Genomic DNA, 17245 nt, shown 5'->3' with positions numbered 1-17245 from the left:
TTGTAGCATAATTCTTCATTTCCACAAATAATCCACAGCTATAGAAAGGAAATCTATTCTATAAAGTCCTTTTTAAAGCCATTTCTCAACTAAATTCTACAAGTTATCCACAATTTGTGGATAACTTTAGTTATTTAAGATATAATTAAGAAAGTTTTTCTATACTCTAGACAATTTGATATCCTTAGGAGGAAAATATGAAATCTTCATCTAATTTACTGAAAAAACTTGGAAACATAGCCCTCATTTTTGTTGTAGGTTTTCTAGGTGGTATTCTTGGAACCTTTTTAACCTTACAAACCTCTCATTCTTCTACTTCAAATACTGAAAGTAAGCAAGTCCACTCAACCACTGTTAAAACAGCTTATAAAAATACAACCTCAACTAGTGAGGCCGTAGACAAGGTGAAAAATGCTGTAGTTTCTGTGATTACTTATTCTGATTCTTCGAATCAAGGGTTATTTGAAAAAGAAGAAAACTCTGACTCACAAATTTCTAGTGAAGGTTCTGGGGTCATTTATAAAAAAGAAGGAAAATATGCCTACCTTGTTACCAACACCCATGTCATCAATGGTGCTAAAAAAGTAGACATTCTTTTAGCAGATGGGAATAAAGTCCCTGGAGAAGTAGTTGGATCAGATGTCTATTCTGATATTGCAGTCGTTCGCATTAGTGCGGATAAAGCAAAGGCAGTAGCTGAATTCGGAGATTCAAACCAATTAACAGTCGGTGAGACTGCAATTGCAATTGGTAGCCCTCTTGGAACAGATTATGCTAATTCTGTTACCCAAGGGATTATTTCCAGCCAAGGCCGCAATGTGAAATTGAAAGCCGATAATGGACAAAATATCTCTACACGCGCCCTACAAACAGACGCAGCCATCAACCCAGGAAACTCTGGAGGTCCATTAATCAATATTCAAGGACAAGTCATCGGGATTACCTCAAGTAAAATTTCAAATAATGGACAAACTTCAGTAGAAGGAATGGGATTTGCTATTCCTGCAAATGATGTTGTCAATATTATCAAACAGCTAGAAGAAAAAGGAAAAGTAGTTCGACCAGCTCTTGGAATCCAAATGATGGATTTATCCAACCTTTCAACTTCTGATTTAAGCCAATTAAAACTTCCTGAAAAAATCTCTGGAGGAGTACTGGTTCGTTCAACACTTGAAAATATGCCTGCTTCAGATAAATTGCAACGCTATGATGTCATCACAAAGATCGATGATACAGATATCGAGTCAACTGCAGATTTACAATCCGCCCTCTATTCTCACCAAATCAATGATACAATCAAGGTCACATTCTATCGTGATGGAAAACAACAAACAACTTCTATCAAGTTGACAAAATCAACTGAGGATCTGAGCGATTAACTTTCACTTTCTTGACATACTTGTAAACACACCTTTACGAATTTGTAAAGGTGTGTTATTCTATTCATAAGATGGAAAAATTAGAAAAAATAGCGGTAAAGGACATTCGAACCAATCCTTTCCAACCAAGAAAAGTATTTGATCAAGAAAAATTAGAAGAACTGGCTCAGTCAATCAAAGAAAATGGCTTAATTCAACCCATTATTGTCAGAAAATCTCCAATAATTGGTTTTGAATTGCTTGCAGGTGAAAGACGGTTTAGAGCTTCAAAAATTGCTGGATTAGAGCTTGTTCCTGCGATTATTAAAGAGTTAACGGATCAAGAAATGATGCGACAAGCCATTATTGAAAATCTTCAACGAGAAGATCTCAATCCAATTGAAGAAGCCATCTCCTACCAGAAGCTCGTTGATCATGGCTATAAGCACGACCAAATCGCTCAATTTATGGGGAAATCTAGACCCTATATCAGCAATATGCTTCGCTTGTTACATCTAGCTCCCTCTGTTCAAGAAGCAGTCATTCAAAATGATATTTCTTCGGCTCATGCGCGTGTTCTTGTTCCTCTTGATGAAGAAGAGCAGCGCTTTTGGTTGGAGCGAATCAAACAGGATCATTTAAATGTTCGAACATTAGAAAGCAAGATCAGTTCAAAAAGAAAACAGAAAAATAAAAAAGCAAAAGAGAGCTTCCTACTGGAAGAGGAACAGCGATTGAAAAAAATATTAGGAACAGATGTGACGATACACTCCTCTTCTCAAAATAAAGGAACTATCCAAATTTCTTTTTCCAGTCTTGATGAATACCAACGAATTATCAACAGCCTTAAATAAGGCTGTTATTTTTATTTTTTGTATTGACAAGCTTTTCCACCATAAAAATCTTTTGTAAATAGCAGAAAAATAAGGATATTCTCTAGTTATCCCCACTTTGTGGATAACTTTTAAAAACAATGTGAATTTAAATCCACAACTTGTGGAAAAGTTTAAAACTATAATTTAATTTCATGAAATTTAGCCTGTGGAAAACTATTTTTGTTTGTGGTAGAATAGGAGTACGTATGATTTGATACAATTCAAGAAAAGGAGGGAAGTCTGATAGTGTCACAAGAAGAGCAATTTTGGTCTCGTTTTTTAGAATTAGCCCAATTACAACTAAAAGATAGTGCCTATGATTTTTTTGTCGCCGATTCAAAATTAGTCAAAATCGATGGAGAAACGGCTACCATTTATCTTGATGGAAATTATAAAGAATTATTTTGGGAAACAAATCTAAAAAATGCTTTGATCACAGCCAGCTTTGAAGTCTACAATACAGATTTGAAGTTCCATTTCGTTTTTGAAGATACCGAAGAAATTCCTAGTAGTCATAGCAGTGAGAGTAGGAGATTATCTTCAGCTAGCTTAACAACCGAACCGTTGCCTAAAATTGATACAGGTCTGAAATCAAAGTACACCTTTGATAATTTTGTGCAAGGGGATGGAAATATTTGGGCGAAAGCAGCAGCGCTTGCAGTTTCTGAAAATCTTGCAACAACTTACAACCCTCTCTTTATCTATGGTGGACCAGGGCTTGGAAAGACTCACCTATTGAACGCAATTGGAAATCAAATCCTAGAAAATATTCCAAACGCACGGGTTAAGTATGTCCCAGCAGAAACCTTTATTAATGAATTTTTAGAACACCTTCGATTAGGAGAAATGAAGACGTTCAAGAATACCTATCGAAGTCTTGATCTCTTACTGATCGATGATATCCAGTCACTTGGTGGGAAGAAAGTCACGACTCAAGAGGAATTCTTTAATACCTTTAATGCCCTCCATAGCGACAACAAACAGATTGTTCTAACAAGCGATCGAAGTCCGGATCATTTAGACAGTCTTGAAGAGCGGCTGGTTACTCGTTTCAAATGGGGACTAACGCAAAATATAACACCACCTGATTTTGAAACTCGGATTGCCATCTTACGGAATAAAATTGAAGATCTAGACTATATTTTTCCTAATGACACACTAGAATATCTAGCTGGTCAGTTTGATTCAAATGTCCGAGACTTAGAAGGTGCCTTAAATGATATTTCTTTAATGGCGAAGGTGAAGAAACTAAAAGAAATTACGATCGATGTTGCAGCTGAAGCTATTCGAGCTCGTAAAAATGATAATAGCAAGACGCTTGTCATCCCCATTGAAAAAATTCAGGAAGCAGTTGGAGCCTTTTATGGAGTCAGTGTAAAAGAAATCAAAGGTTCTCGAAGAGTTCAGAATATTGTCCTAGCACGACAAGTGGCCATGTATCTTTCAAGAGAGATGACGGACAACTCACTTCCTCGAATCGGAAAAGAATTCGGTGGAAAAGACCACACGACTGTCATTCATGCTTATGAAAAAATTAAGAGTATGGTCGACACAGATGATAATCTACGACTCGAAATTCAAAGTATCAAGAAAAAGTTAAATTAATCTGTGGATAACTTCCTCTAAACTTCTAGGGGTTATGCACAATTTTTAAACAAGTAACTTTTTAAGTCATAGATAGGATTCTGAGAGTTTTCCACAACTTCCACACAATCTACTATTACTATTATCTTACTAATCATAAAATAAATAAAAGGAATGACCATGATAAATTTTTCTATTAACAAAACTTTATTTTTACAAGCACTAAATACTACCAAAAGAGCGATCAGTTCAAAAAATGCTATTCCAATCCTTTCCACGATTAAAATTGATGTCACTCCAGAAGGAGTTGCCTTATCAGGATCGAATGGCCAAATTTCAATCGAAAACTTTATTTCTATCAAAGACGAAAATGCTGGTTTACTAGTGACCTCCCCAGGTTCTATTTTATTGGAAGCAACTTTCTTTATTAATGTGGTTTCAAGTTTACCAGATGTTACTTTAGATTTTAAAGAGATTGAACAAAAACAGGTTCTTTTAATAAGTGGAAAATCAGAAATTACACTTAAAGGAAAAGATGCGGATCAATATCCACGTATTCAAGAAATTGCTGCAAGTAATCCATTAGTTTTGGAAACAAAATTATTAAAACAATTAATTAATGAAACAGCATTTGCAGCAAGTGTACAAGAAAGTCGGCCAATTTTGACAGGTGTTCACTTTGTTTTATCGGATAATAAAGAGCTAAAAACAGTAGCAACAGACTCTCACCGTATGAGTCAAAAAGTGATTACACTGGAGAAAAATGGAGACAACTTTGATGTTGTCATCCCAAGTCGCTCTCTTCGTGAATTCACCTCTGTTTTTTCTGATGATATTGAAACAGTTGAGGTTTTCTTTGCTAACAATCAAATTCTCTTTAGAAGTGAACACATTAGTTTCTATACCCGTTTGCTAGAAGGAAATTATCCTGATACAGACCGTCTCATTCCAACAGAATTCAATACAGAGGCAACCTTCAATGTGGCCAACCTTCGATTTGCAATGGAGCGTGCTCGTCTTCTTTCAAATGCGACTCAAAACGGAACGGTTAAATTAGAGTTCAAAAATGGAGTGGTTTCTTCCCACGTTCATTCACCAGAAGTTGGGCGAGTAAATGAAGAGATCGATACGAGCGCCGTTTCAGGAGAGGATTTGTCTATTAGCTTTAATCCAACTTATTTGATTGAAGCGCTCAAAGCTATTGACAGTGAACAAGTTGTTATTCGTTTTATTTCTTCTGTTAGACCGTTTACATTGGTTCCAGAAGGAAATGAACAAGGGTTCATTCAATTGATTACGCCAGTTCGCACAAATTAACAAAGGTGAATCATGTATACGTTAGGTGATTTTGTAGAAATGAAAAAGCCTCACGCTTGTGTGATTAAAGAAACAGGCAAGAAGGCAAATCGTTGGGAAATTACGCGACTTGGTGCAGACATAAAAATCAAGTGTAGCAATTGTGATCATGTGGTCATGATGAGTCGCCATGATTTTGAACAGAAAATGAAGAAAGTACTATAAAAGGTTCAGTCACTTATGTGACCGAACCTTTTCGATTATTTTAATTCTTCAAATTTTCCATTTTTAACTTCTTTGAAACCACCCTGTTTCATCATATCAAAAGTTGATTTGAAGCTGATATAGTCGACTTTTTTATCTTTTTGTGTCGTTACCAATTTCTTTTCAATTAGCTGATCTAAGTCTGCCTTTTCATAATTTAGTGTTGTTTTTTCAACCAAATAATCATCTTTATATTCAGCAGAATGTGTGAATCCTTTGACATCTTTGTATTCTTCATCATATTTATCGATCATTTCCTTTAATTGATCTTTCGTAACTCCCGCCTCTTTGTAATAAATAGTAGTGGTGGTTTGGTTACTGATCGCTTTATCACCTTTATGTTCTAGTGTAATACGAACATCTGTTTTCTTTTCTTGGTTGATTGCCTGAAGATAGGATTTTTGAACAGATTGTTGTCCACAAGCTCCAAGAAGAAAGAGCGTAAAGATAGCGATTAAAGAAAGAAAAATAGATTTCCATGTTTGTTTTTTCATCTGAAAAACTCCTTTGTTCATTGTTAAATAGAGTATACCATATTTATCTTTTTAGAACGTTACAGTTTGATGAAAAAATCTAGTTTCAAAGGTCATGAAATATTTTATTTTTCATTACTTGTCTTTTGAATTATGTTATAATAAAAGAGATTGAAATTTGAACGGAGAAAAAAGAAAAATGGCATTAACAGCAGGTATCGTTGGCTTACCAAATGTTGGCAAATCAACCCTATTTAACGCAATTACAAAAGCAGGAGCAGAGGCCGCAAACTATCCCTTTGCAACCATTGATCCAAACGTCGGGATGGTAGAAGTTCCAGATGAACGCCTCCAAAAATTGACGGAAATGATTACTCCTAAGAAGACAGTTCCGACTACTTTTGAATTTACAGATATTGCTGGGATTGTGAAAGGAGCTTCTAAAGGGGAAGGACTTGGTAATAAATTCTTGGCCAATATCCGTGAAGTAGATGCCATTGTCCATGTAGTGCGTGCTTTTGATGATGAAAATGTCATGCGGGAGCAAGGTCGTGAAGATGCCTTTGTTGATCCACTGGCAGATATTGATACCATCAATTTAGAATTAATTTTAGCCGACTTAGAGTCTGTCAATAAACGCTATGCGCGTGTAGAAAAAATCGCTCGTACACAAAAAGATAAGGATTCTGTTGCGGAATTTAATGTTCTACAAAAAATCAAACCAGTTCTTGAAGATGGTAAATCAGCTCGGACCATTGAATTCACTGAGGAAGAACAAAAAGTGGTGAAGGGACTTTTCCTTTTGACTACCAAACCAGTTCTTTATGTAGCCAATGTGGATGAAGATGTTGTTGCAGATCCAGATTCTATCGAGTATGTGAAGCAAATTCGTGACTTTGCGGCAACAGAGAATGCGGAAGTCGTGGTGATTTCTGCGCGTGCTGAGGAAGAAATTTCTGAGCTAGATGATGCAGATAAACAAGAATTTTTAGAGGCGATTGGCCTAACAGAGTCTGGAGTTGATAAACTCACGCGTGCAGCTTACCACTTGTTGGGACTTGGCACTTATTTCACAGCTGGTGAAAAAGAAGTGCGTGCTTGGACCTTCAAACGTGGCATGAAAGCTCCTCAAGCTGCTGGAATCATCCACTCTGATTTTGAAAAAGGATTTATTCGTGCCGTGACCATGTCCTATGATGATTTAGTTAAATACGGTTCTGAAAAGGCTGTAAAAGAAGCAGGACGCTTGCGCGAAGAAGGAAAAGAATATGTTGTCCAAGACGGGGACATCATGGAATTCCGTTTTAATGTATAAGAGAGTTAAAAAAATGTAAAGGTTGGAAAAAATATTTCCAACCCTTTTAGTGTTTTGAAAGGAAAGAGATGACGAAATTAATTGTTGGATTGGGAAATCCAGGTGATAAGTATTTTGAAACGAAACACAATGTAGGCTTTATGTTAGTTGATCAAATGGCAAAGTCTTTAAATCTTACTTTCTCCCATGATAAGATTTTTCAAGCTGATATTGCCTCAACATTTTTAAATGGCGAAAAGGTCTATTTTGTAAAGCCGACCACTTTCATGAATGAGAGTGGAAAAGCAGTCCATGCCCTTCTGACTTATTATGGTCTGGATATTGAAGATCTTTTGGTTATTTACGATGATTTAGATATGGAAGTTGGCAAGATTCGTCTTCGAGCTAAAGGATCAGCTGGAGGTCATAACGGAATCAAATCGATTATTAATCATATTGGAACTCAGACTTTTTATCGAATTAAGATTGGAATTGGAAGACCTAAGCAGGGCATGTCAGTTGTTCATCATGTCTTAGGAAAATTTGATAAAGACGATTACATCACTATTCTACAAACAATTGATCGAGTAGAAGAAGCGGTTAACGATTACTTGGTAGAAGAAAATTTTGAAAGAAGCATGCAGAAATACAACGGGTAAGTAGATGAATGTAATTGATTTAGTGAGTCAAAACTCCAACTTTCTATCCTGGCAACAAGGTTTGCAAAAAAATAATAGGGAATTGATCTTAGGATTGTCTGCGACCACAAAGGCTATTGTAATGGCTTCAGCCTTTGATTCTATTGAAAAAGCAGTCCTCATTACTTCCAGTTATAACGAAGCAGAACGATTGGCTAGTGATTTTATTGCTTTACTTGGAGAAGAGAAAGTCCATACATTTTTGGGAGATGATAACCCTTTAGCAGAATTTGTTTTTGCTTCACAAGAAAGGCAATTTTCACGATTAGAGGCTTTGAACTTTTTATGTCAAGAGGATCGTCAAGGCATCCTTGTGACCAATGTGAGTGGTATAAAACTACTATTACCTTCTCCTAAAGTTTTTGCATCTAGCATTTTTCAATTGAAGGTCGGTCAAGAAATAGACTTAACTACTCTGAGTGAAACATTACAGAAGATTGGCTACCAAAAGGTGAGCCAAGTTTTGCAACAGGGAGAGTTTAGTCTACGAGGAGATATTTTAGATATCTTTGAGATCGACCAACTCCAACCCTATCGGATTGAATTTTTCGGAGATGAGATTGATGGAATCCGAATCTTTGACCCAGAAAGTCAGCGTTCTGTTGAAAATGTTGAAGAAGTTCAACTGAAGGCAGTGAGTGATCTATTGTTGCAAGAGGAAGATTTTATACGTGGTCAGCAGCAAATAGAACAATTGCAAGAACAGAGTGCAAATGAAGAATTTAAATCTTATCTAGCAGAAATTCTGGGAGATATTTCTCAAAGGAAACTCCATCCGGATCTTAGAAAATTTATTAGTTTCTTTTACGAGAAGCAATATACCCTATTCGATTATCTCCCTAAACATACTCCAGTCTTTCTGGATGATTATCAAAAAATAGCAGATCAAATAGCGAGATTTGAACTAGATACAGCTAATCTCTTGACGGAAGATTTACATAAAAATAGAGCTTCTTCTCGCCAAGTGTATTTTGCAGACACCAGTACAACATTACGAAAATATACGCCTGCAACTTATTTTTCAAACTTTCAAAAAGGATTGGGAAATCTGAAGTTTGATCATTTGTATCAATTCAATCAATATCCCATGCAGGAGTTTTTTGGACAATTTGATTTACTAAAAGAGGAAATTGAACGGTATCGAAAATCAAACTATACTGTTATTGTCCAAGCAACTTCTCATCACAATCTTCAACAGCTCCATAAAAATTTAGAAGAGTATGGGATTCGATTAGATTATATTGATGGGGATACGATCATTCCTCAAGCTAGTCAATTAGTCGTTGGAGGATTAGCTCACGGTTTTCAATTTGTTGATGAAAAAATTGTCTACATTACAGAATCAGAGATTTATCAGAAAAAGATCAAACGAAAGATTCGCAGGCAAAATATTTCCAATGCAGAACGCTTAAAAAATTATAATGAACTGGAAAAAGGGGACTATGTTGTTCACCAAGTTCATGGTATTGGTCAATATTTGGGAATTGAAACGATTGAAATTTCGGGTGTCCATCGTGATTATGTTTCAATTCAATATCAAAATGGAGATCGCATCTCGATTCCTGTCGATCAGATTCAGATGTTGTCCAAATACGTTGCAAGTGATGGAAAAACGCCAAAAATTAACAAGTTAAATGATGGGCGTTTCCAAAAAACGAAGCAAAAGGTTCAGACCCAGGTGGAGGACATTGCGGATGATTTGATAAAACTTTATGCGGAGCGTAGTCAATTAGAAGGCTTTGCCTATTCCAAAGATGATGAAAACCAAGAGGCTTTTGAACAAGATTTTCCATATATTGAAACAGATGATCAATTACGTTCCATTGAAGAAATTAAAAAAGATATGGAATCGAATCGTCCGATGGATCGATTGCTGGTTGGAGACGTCGGTTTTGGGAAAACAGAGGTCGCTATGCGAGCAGCCTTTAAGGCAGTAAATGATCATAAACAAGTAGCAGTGCTGGTTCCTACCACTGTTCTTGCCCAACAACATTATGCCAATTTTAAGGAGCGTTTTGAATCTTTTGCAGTAGAGGTTGCTGTTTTAAGTCGTTTCCAGAGTAAGGCAGAGCAGAAAGAAACGCTTGAAAAGTTGAAAAAAGGACGAGTGGATATTATTATTGGAACTCACCGGCTCTTGTCCAAAGATGTTGTTTTTTCAGACTTAGGCTTAATCTTGATTGATGAAGAACAACGTTTTGGAGTGAAGCACAAAGAAACCTTGAAAGAATTGAAAAAAAAGGTGGATGTGCTTACCTTGACAGCTACCCCTATACCTCGAACTCTTCATATGTCTATGCTAGGAATTCGAGATTTGTCTGTCATCGAAACACCTCCGACCAATCGGTATCCTGTGCAAACTTTTGTATTAGAGACCAATCCAACCATTATTCGAGATGCTGTGTTGCGGGAGATGGATCGTGGAGGTCAAGTGTACTATCTTTACAACAAGGTAGATACAATTGAACAAAAGGTGTCTGAATTAAAAGAGTTGATTCCAGAGGCTTCGATTGGCTTTGTTCATGGTCAGATGAGTGAAGTTCGCTTAGAAAATACCCTGTTGGATTTCATTAATGGCGAATACGATGTCTTAGTGACGACAACCATTATTGAGACAGGTGTGGATATTCCAAATGCCAATACACTCTTTATTGAAAATGCGGATCATATGGGGCTTTCAACGCTTTATCAACTAAGAGGTCGTGTGGGACGAAGCAATCGAATTGCTTATGCTTATTTGATGTATCGTCCAGACAAATCTCTTACAGAAGTGTCTGAAAAACGTTTAGAAGCTATTAAAGGTTTTACTGAGTTGGGTTCTGGATTTAAAATTGCTATGCGAGATTTATCAATCCGTGGAGCAGGGAATATCCTTGGAGCTTCTCAATCTGGTTTTATCGATTCAGTTGGTTTTGAAATGTATTCTCAATTGTTAGAAGAAGCTATTGCTAAGAAACAAGGCCAAGAGCATCGTAGGCAAAAGAGCAATGCAGAGTTGAACCTTCAAATAGATGCGTATTTACCTAATGAATATATTTCAGATCAACGTCAAAAAATTGAAATTTACAAACAAATTCGTGAAATGAATTCTGCGACAGACTATGAGTACTTGCAAGATGAATTGATCGATCGTTTTGGAGAATACCCAGATGTTGTGGCCTACCTACTAGAAATTGGTTTAGTGAAAGCTTACTTGGATCAAGTATTTGTCCGTCTTGTTGAGAGAAAACAACAAAAAGTGACAGTGAAATTTGAACCTATTGCCAAACAACTGTTTTTAACACAGAATTATTTCAAAGCTCTGTCCATGACACAGTTGAAGGCACAGATTGCAGAAGAAAAAGGATTGATTGAGGTGATCTTCGATATTCGAAACAAGAAAGATTTTGAAATTTTAGAAGCTCTGAAGCAATTTGGTCAAACCTTATTGGAAATTAAACAGGAAAAAGAAGAGGACTAGCAGTTCTTAGCTCATTTTTCGCATTTTATGTATAAAAAATGATACAATACTATGTTAGAGGTGACAGTATGAGATTAGATAAATATTTAAAAGTTTCTCGCATTATTAAGCGTCGTCCTGTTGCAAAGGAAGTTGCAGATAAAGGGCGAATCAAAGTCAATGGAGTATTAGCCAAAAGTTCAACGGATTTGAAAGTGAATGATCAAATTGAAGTTCGTTTTGGAAATAAAGTATTGACGGTTAAAGTCTTGGAAATGTTGGATAGTACAAAAAAAGAAGATGCATCCAAAATGTATGAAATAATTAGTGAAACAAGGATAGAAGAAGATGCCTAAAAATATCGTTCAAATGAATAATAAATATATCAAAGACGAAAGTCAGCGAAAACGTTTTTTAGAAGAAGAAAGAAAAAAACGCAATCGTTTTCTGGGACTCGTCTTGATATTGGTCATGTTACTATTTATTCTTCCAACTTATAATTTAGCTCAGAGCTATCAATCGCTACAAGATAAAAAAGAACAATACAAACAGTTGGAAAAAGAGTATAAAGAAACAAGTGAACAAAAAGAATACCAACAAGACATCGCTAAAAAATTAAAAGACGATGATTATGCAACAAAATATGCACGCGCTAAGTATTCTTTTTCAAAAGATGGTGAATATGTTTATACCATCCCAGATTTACTCCCCCAATAACCGATGGAAAATATCTTACAAACAGTTAAACAATTTCTTGAATTTTCGGATGAAAAATTAGAGGAATTAAAAAAGAAAAACCAAATGATTAAACTTCAAAAGGATGAAAAGGAAAGGAATACAGGTGTCTAAACGATTTCTGCTCCTATTGTTAGTTCCAATTTTATTTATTGGGTCTCAAGCAGCGAGTGTCGAGCAGTCTGAGTCTTCTCAGACAATGGCTCATCCATCAGAACTTTATTTTTCTTCAATTCCGGCGAACCCGAATGTCTATCGCAAAATTTCTGTTTTTTCTGATCCTCAGTTGAAAAAAGCAAAAGGAGAAATTCTTCCCAACACACCGTTTACAATCGAACAACTCTTTGTAAATGATGAAGGGAAAGCTGTATTTAAAATAGCAGATAAAGGATATGTATTAGCAGATTCTTCTGTCATTTTTTCTGATGTTGTACAAGAAACACAAGAAAAAAAACAAGACATGTGGCTAAAACCTGGTTTTAAAGTGTATGACCGACCCTTAATAAATGGTGCAAAAGAAAAAAATACACCTCTTTCTCCTTATACAAAAGTGACAGTCTTACGTACAGCTAAGACTTTACGAGATGAGTTTGTGGAGATTGAAGGTCAGGGCTGGGTGAACAAATCATTCGTTACTGAAAAAGATAATCGAATGGAAAAAGTTCAGGACTTGTTAAATAGTAAATACAATTCTCCTTCATATGGAATCTATGTAAAACAATTAGAGACTGGAAATACTGCTGGAATCAATCCGCAAAAAGAAATGTATTCTGCCAGTGTAACGAAATTACCATACTTGTACTACGTCCAAGAACAGCTCAATAAAAAAGCCATTTCTCCAACTACAACCTACAAATATATTCCAGAAGTCAATGATTTCAAAGGTGGCTATGAACCAGAAGGAAGTGGTAGCCTTTCAAAAACACCCGATGGAAAAGAATACAGTGTTCAAGAGTTGGTAGATAAGATTGCAAAAGAATCAGATAATGTTGGACATAATATCTTGAATTATTATGTCACTCATCAATCAGATCAAGACTTCCAAAAAACTTTGGATAAAATTGCAAAGAAACATTGGGATGTTGAAAAAAGAGAAGCATCCGCTGAAATGGCTGGCAATGTCATGGAGGCTGTCTATCAACAAAATGGCCCTATTATTGATGCACTCTCCTCTACAAAATATGACGATCAACGGATTGCGCGTGACCTTCCAGTAAAAGTTGCTCATAAAATTGGAGATGCCTATGATTTTAGACATGATGTTGCGATTGTATATACAAATTCACCCTATGTAATAGCCATTTTTACAGATCATTCGAATTATGATACGATTTCCAACATTTCAAAAGATATCTATGAGGTATTGAAATAATGGAAAAGCGATTTTTAGAGTTTTGTGAAAAACAAGATCTATTTACTCCCCATCGCCGTGTTTTGGTTGCCTTATCTGGTGGATTGGATTCAATGAATCTGTATGAACTTTTATATAAGAATAAAGAACGATTGAAAATCCATCTGGTACTCGCTCATGTCAATCATGGACAAAGACCAGAATCAGATTTAGAAGAAAGTGAACTTCGAACGCTAGCTGATAGGCGAGATACACGTATCTATGTGGCTCACTATTTGGGTGATTTTACAGAAGCAAAAGCTCGTACCTTTCGTTATGATTTTTTTAAACAGATTATGGAAAAAGAGGATTGCACCGCTTTAGTAACAGGTCATCATGCAAACGATCAGGCTGAAACAACTTTCATGCGCTTGGTACGAGGAACAAAATTACGCTATTTAAGTGGCATTCCTGTACGCCAACCATTTGGCAAGGGTGAGTTAATTCGTCCTTTGTTAACTTTTACCAAAGATGAGTTGATGGAAATCCCTCACTTTGAAGACAGTAGCAATGACTCACAGGACTATTTTCGAAATCGTGTACGCCATCAATACCTTCCTGAATTTGAAAAAGAAAATCCTCAAATGCAAGTAAGTCTTCGTTATTTAGCAGAGGAAGTGACTCATTGGCACCAAGCACTGAAAGAATTGACTAGCGAGTTAACCATTCAAGATTTAGCTTCTTTTAGAACGTATTCTCATTCTATACAATCATTCTTATTAGAAGAGTATCTGGCACAATTTCCAGATTTGCAACTTGGTAGGGTACAGTTTCAAGAATTATTAAATTTACTGCGAAAAAAAAGAAATTGCGTCCATTATTTAAAGTCGAATTATGAACTACATCAAGAATATGATTTCTTTGAAATACAAAAAATCAGTCAAAAGTCGGATGACCAATCCCTCCCATTTTTGTTAGAATTTGGGAATATCTTTGAAATTGCAAATTATAAACTATCTTTTGGACAACCATTAGTAGGGGAAAATGTAGAAATTCTTTCTGTTTCACGCGAAACTCCCATCTTAATTAGAAGGAGAAAGGAAGGAGATCAGCTACTTGTTAATGGCCACCATCAAAAATTAAGACGGTGGTTTATCAACCATAAAATTCCAATTTCTCTTCGGCAAAAGGCTCTCATTATAGAACAAAATCATAATATTCTTTCTGTAGTGGGATTGGTAACGAGTGATTTGAGTAAGCTCTCAAAAAGTGGTATAATGAAAGATAGTCTTTATATTCAAAAAATAGATAGGTAAAAACATGTTAGAAAAAGATATAAAAAAAGTATTGGTTTCACATGATGAAATTGTAGAAGCAGCAAAGAAATTGGGTGAAACCCTAACAAAAGAGTACCAAGGAAAAAATCCAATTTTTGTTGGAATTTTGAAAGGCTCTGTTCCATTTATGGCAGAGTTGATCAACCACGTGGATACACATATTGAATTGGATTTTATGCTGGTTTCAAGTTATCATGGTGGTACAGCAAGCTCAGGTATCATTAATATTATCAAGGATATCGACCAAGATATTACTGGTAGAGATATTTTATTTGTAGAAGATATTATCGATACAGGTAAAACCCTCAAGAGTCTAAAAGAACTCTTTGAAGAACGAAATGCAGCATCTGTGAAGATTGCTACCTTACTGGATAAACCTGAAGGACGTTTGGTTGAGATTGAAGCAGATTATACCTGCTTTACGATTCCAAATGAGTTTGTTGTAGGATATGGTTTAGACTATGATGAAAATTATCGTAACCTACCCTATGTTGGTGTATTAAAAGAGGAAGTGTACTCAAAATAGAGGAGACTAGATGAATAACAGAAAAAATAACGGTTTTGTTCGAAATCCATTTCTGTATTTGTTGATTATTGTAGCGGCTGTGACAGGATTCCAGTACTTTTTTGCGGGTAATGGGGTTGGTCAAAGTCAGCAAATCAACTACACAGAATTGGTCAAAGAAATTAAAAATGACAATGTAAAAACGATCAGTTACCAACCAAATGGTAGTGTGATTGAAATTGCAGGGACCTATAATAAAGCTAAAGAATCAAAAGATGATACAGGAATTCAATTTTTTACCCCAAGTGTTCAAAAAGTATCTCGCTTTACTAGTGTCATCCTTCCATCTGATATCACCGTCAATGAATTACAAAAATTAGCAGCTGACCACAAAGCAGAAATCACCATCAAGCGTGAGAGCTCAAGTGGCATGTGGATAACCATTCTGACTTCAATTGTTCCATTTGTTATCGTCATGTTCTTCTTCTTCTCAATGATGAACCAAGGCGGTGGCGGAGGTGCCAGAGGTGCAATGAACTTTGGTCGTAATAAAGCCCGCGCTGCTAATAAAGAAGATATTAAAGTTCGTTTTTCAGATGTAGCAGGAGCTGAAGAAGAAAAACAAGAACTTGTTGAAGTTGTTGAATTTTTAAAAGATCCAAAACGCTTTACTAAATTGGGTGCAAGAATCCCAGCAGGTGTGCTTCTTGAGGGCCCTCCCGGAACTGGTAAAACCCTTTTAGCAAAAGCAGTAGCTGGTGAAGCTGGAGTACCATTCTTTAGTATCTCTGGTTCTGACTTCGTCGAAATGTTTGTCGGAGTCGGTGCTAGCCGGGTTCGTTCACTTTTTGAAGATGCTAAAAAAGCAGCACCAGCCATTATCTTTATCGATGAAATTGATGCTGTTGGGCGCCAACGTGGTGTAGGTCTTGGTGGTGGAAATGATGAACGTGAACAAACCCTCAACCAGCTCTTGATTGAGATGGATGGTTTTGAAGGTAACGAAGGAATCATTGTTATCGCAGCAACTAACCGTTCGGATGTCCTTGACCCTGCCCTTCTTCGTCCGGGCCGTTTTGACCGTAAAGTTTTGGTCGGGCGACCAGATGTGAAAGGTCGTGAAGCGATTCTTCGTGTTCATGCTAAGAACAAACCACTCGCTCCAGATGTGGACTTGAAATTGGTTGCTCAACAAACACCAGGATTTGTCGGAGCTGATCTCGAAAATGTTTTGAACGAAGCAGCCTTGGTTGCAGCTCGTCGAAATAAAAAAGTAATTGATGCTGCTGACATTGATGAAGCAGAAGATCGTGTTATTGCAGGTCCATCTAAGAAAGATCGGACGATTTCACAAAAAGAACGTGAAATGGTTGCTTATCACGAAGCTGGTCATACAATCGTTGGTCTGGTCTTATCAAATGCTCGTGTAGTTCATAAAGTTACGATTGTTCCACGTGGTCGTGCAGGCGGTTACATGATTGCCCTTCCTAAAGAAGATCAAATGTTACTTTCTAAAGAAGATATGAAAGAACAATTAGCTGGGCTCATGGGAGGACGTGTTGCCGAAGAAATTATTTTCAATTCGCAAACAACGGGTGCTTCAAATGACTTTGAACAAGCTACCCAAATGGCGCGTGCAATGGTAACAGAATATGGTATGAGTGAAAAACTTGGACCGGTCCAATATGAAGGAAATCATGCGATGTTTGGTGTTCAAAGCCCACAAAAAATGATTTCAGAACAAACAGCTTACGAAATTGATGAAGAAGTTCGTGGTTTGTTGAATGAAGCCCGTAATAAAGCGGCAGAAATTATTCAAGGAAATAGAGAAACGCATAAACTAATTGCGGAAGCTCTATTAAAATATGAAACCTTGGATAGTGTTCAAATTAAATCATTATATGAAACAGGAAAAATGCCTGAAAATTCAGAGCATGAATTAGAAGAAGAAGCAAAACCTCTATCATATGATGAAATTAAGTCAAAATTAGAAGAAAATAACTAATTCAAAAGAAGGAAAATATTTCCTTCTTTTTTTATTAAAAAAAGTGTTGACA

At 36.3% G+C, this 17245-nt stretch carries 16 protein-coding genes; 15 read left to right on the top strand and 1 reads right to left on the bottom strand.

Going from position 1 to position 17245, the window contains the following annotated elements:
* The first annotated feature begins 197 nt into the window (after positions 1-197).
* The 5 genes from SM123_RS00855 to SM123_RS00835 all read left to right on the top strand — a co-directional run bounded on the left by SM123_RS00855 (position 198) and on the right by SM123_RS00835 (position 5338).
* Positions 198-1379, top strand: a complete 1182-nt coding sequence (locus SM123_RS00855) for a serine protease HtrA (protein ID WP_320909608.1) — start codon at positions 198-200, stop codon at positions 1377-1379.
* Between the two features lie 71 nt (positions 1380-1450).
* Positions 1451-2212, top strand: a complete 762-nt coding sequence (locus SM123_RS00850; RefSeq protein ID WP_049495811.1) for a ParB/RepB/Spo0J family partition protein — start codon at positions 1451-1453, stop codon at positions 2210-2212.
* Positions 2213-2479: 267 nt separating this feature from the next.
* Positions 2480-3838: a chromosomal replication initiator protein DnaA gene (gene dnaA / locus SM123_RS00845; RefSeq protein WP_070449645.1), complete on the top strand. Its 1359-nt coding sequence runs from the start codon at positions 2480-2482 to the stop codon at positions 3836-3838.
* Between the two features lie 159 nt (positions 3839-3997).
* Complete coding sequence (dnaN, locus tag SM123_RS00840; protein WP_070449649.1) at positions 3998-5134, top strand: DNA polymerase III subunit beta; 1137 nt, start codon at positions 3998-4000, stop codon at positions 5132-5134.
* 12 nt (positions 5135-5146) lie between these two features.
* The gene (locus tag SM123_RS00835) at positions 5147-5338 is read left to right on the top strand and encodes a DUF951 domain-containing protein (RefSeq protein WP_003002008.1); all 192 of its coding nucleotides are present in this window, start codon (positions 5147-5149) and stop codon (positions 5336-5338) included.
* 35 nt (positions 5339-5373) lie between these two features.
* On the opposite strand, the gene SM123_RS00830 is transcribed toward SM123_RS00835, so the two are convergent.
* Entirely contained in the window at positions 5374-5871 is a 498-nt protein-coding gene (locus tag SM123_RS00830; RefSeq protein WP_320909607.1) for a DUF1307 domain-containing protein, read from the bottom strand.
* Between the two features lie 178 nt (positions 5872-6049).
* On the opposite strand from SM123_RS00830, the gene ychF reads away from it, so the two are divergent.
* The 10 genes from ychF to ftsH all read left to right on the top strand — a co-directional run bounded on the left by ychF (position 6050) and on the right by ftsH (position 17193).
* Positions 6050-7165 (top strand): redox-regulated ATPase YchF, encoded by a 1116-nt coding sequence (gene ychF, locus SM123_RS00825; RefSeq protein WP_003010773.1) that lies wholly within the window; start codon positions 6050-6052, stop codon positions 7163-7165.
* A gap of 68 nt (positions 7166-7233) precedes the next feature.
* Positions 7234-7803, top strand: a complete 570-nt coding sequence (gene pth / locus SM123_RS00820) for an aminoacyl-tRNA hydrolase (RefSeq protein WP_003009246.1) — start codon at positions 7234-7236, stop codon at positions 7801-7803.
* A gap of 4 nt (positions 7804-7807) precedes the next feature.
* Positions 7808-11302 carry a transcription-repair coupling factor gene (gene mfd, locus SM123_RS00815; protein ID WP_320909606.1) on the top strand — a complete coding sequence of 1165 codons (3495 nt, stop codon included), beginning with the start codon at positions 7808-7810 and terminating at the stop codon, positions 11300-11302.
* Between the two features lie 68 nt (positions 11303-11370).
* Positions 11371-11637 carry an RNA-binding S4 domain-containing protein gene (locus SM123_RS00810; protein WP_003002258.1) on the top strand — a complete coding sequence of 89 codons (267 nt, stop codon included), beginning with the start codon at positions 11371-11373 and terminating at the stop codon, positions 11635-11637.
* Positions 11630-11998: an FtsB family cell division protein gene (locus SM123_RS00805; RefSeq protein WP_003009251.1), complete on the top strand. Its 369-nt coding sequence runs from the start codon at positions 11630-11632 to the stop codon at positions 11996-11998. The genes SM123_RS00810 and SM123_RS00805 overlap by 8 nt, the downstream gene beginning before the upstream one ends.
* Before the next feature lie 3 nt (positions 11999-12001).
* On the top strand, positions 12002-12130 hold the full coding sequence (locus SM123_RS00800; RefSeq protein WP_003009253.1) for an SP_0009 family protein: 129 nt from the start codon (positions 12002-12004) through the stop codon (positions 12128-12130).
* The gene (locus SM123_RS00795) at positions 12102-13388 is read left to right on the top strand and encodes a serine hydrolase (protein WP_037608183.1); all 1287 of its coding nucleotides are present in this window, start codon (positions 12102-12104) and stop codon (positions 13386-13388) included. Before SM123_RS00800 ends, SM123_RS00795 begins: the two co-directional genes overlap by 29 nt.
* Positions 13388-14662, top strand: a complete 1275-nt coding sequence (gene tilS, locus SM123_RS00790) for a tRNA lysidine(34) synthetase TilS (RefSeq protein ID WP_320909604.1) — start codon at positions 13388-13390, stop codon at positions 14660-14662. Before SM123_RS00795 ends, tilS begins: the two co-directional genes overlap by 1 nt.
* 4 nt (positions 14663-14666) lie before the next feature.
* Positions 14667-15209 (top strand): hypoxanthine phosphoribosyltransferase, encoded by a 543-nt coding sequence (gene hpt, locus SM123_RS00785; RefSeq protein ID WP_003018402.1) that lies wholly within the window; start codon positions 14667-14669, stop codon positions 15207-15209.
* A 10-nt stretch (positions 15210-15219) separates the two neighbouring features.
* Complete coding sequence (gene ftsH / locus SM123_RS00780) at positions 15220-17193, top strand: ATP-dependent zinc metalloprotease FtsH (protein ID WP_320909603.1); 1974 nt, start codon at positions 15220-15222, stop codon at positions 17191-17193.
* Positions 17194-17245 lie beyond the last annotated feature (52 nt).

The organism is Streptococcus sp. S5 (genome assembly GCF_034134805.1).
GTDB lineage: Bacteria > Bacillota > Bacilli > Lactobacillales > Streptococcaceae > Streptococcus > Streptococcus lingualis.
This window is presented reverse-complemented; position numbering and strand designations above follow the sequence as displayed.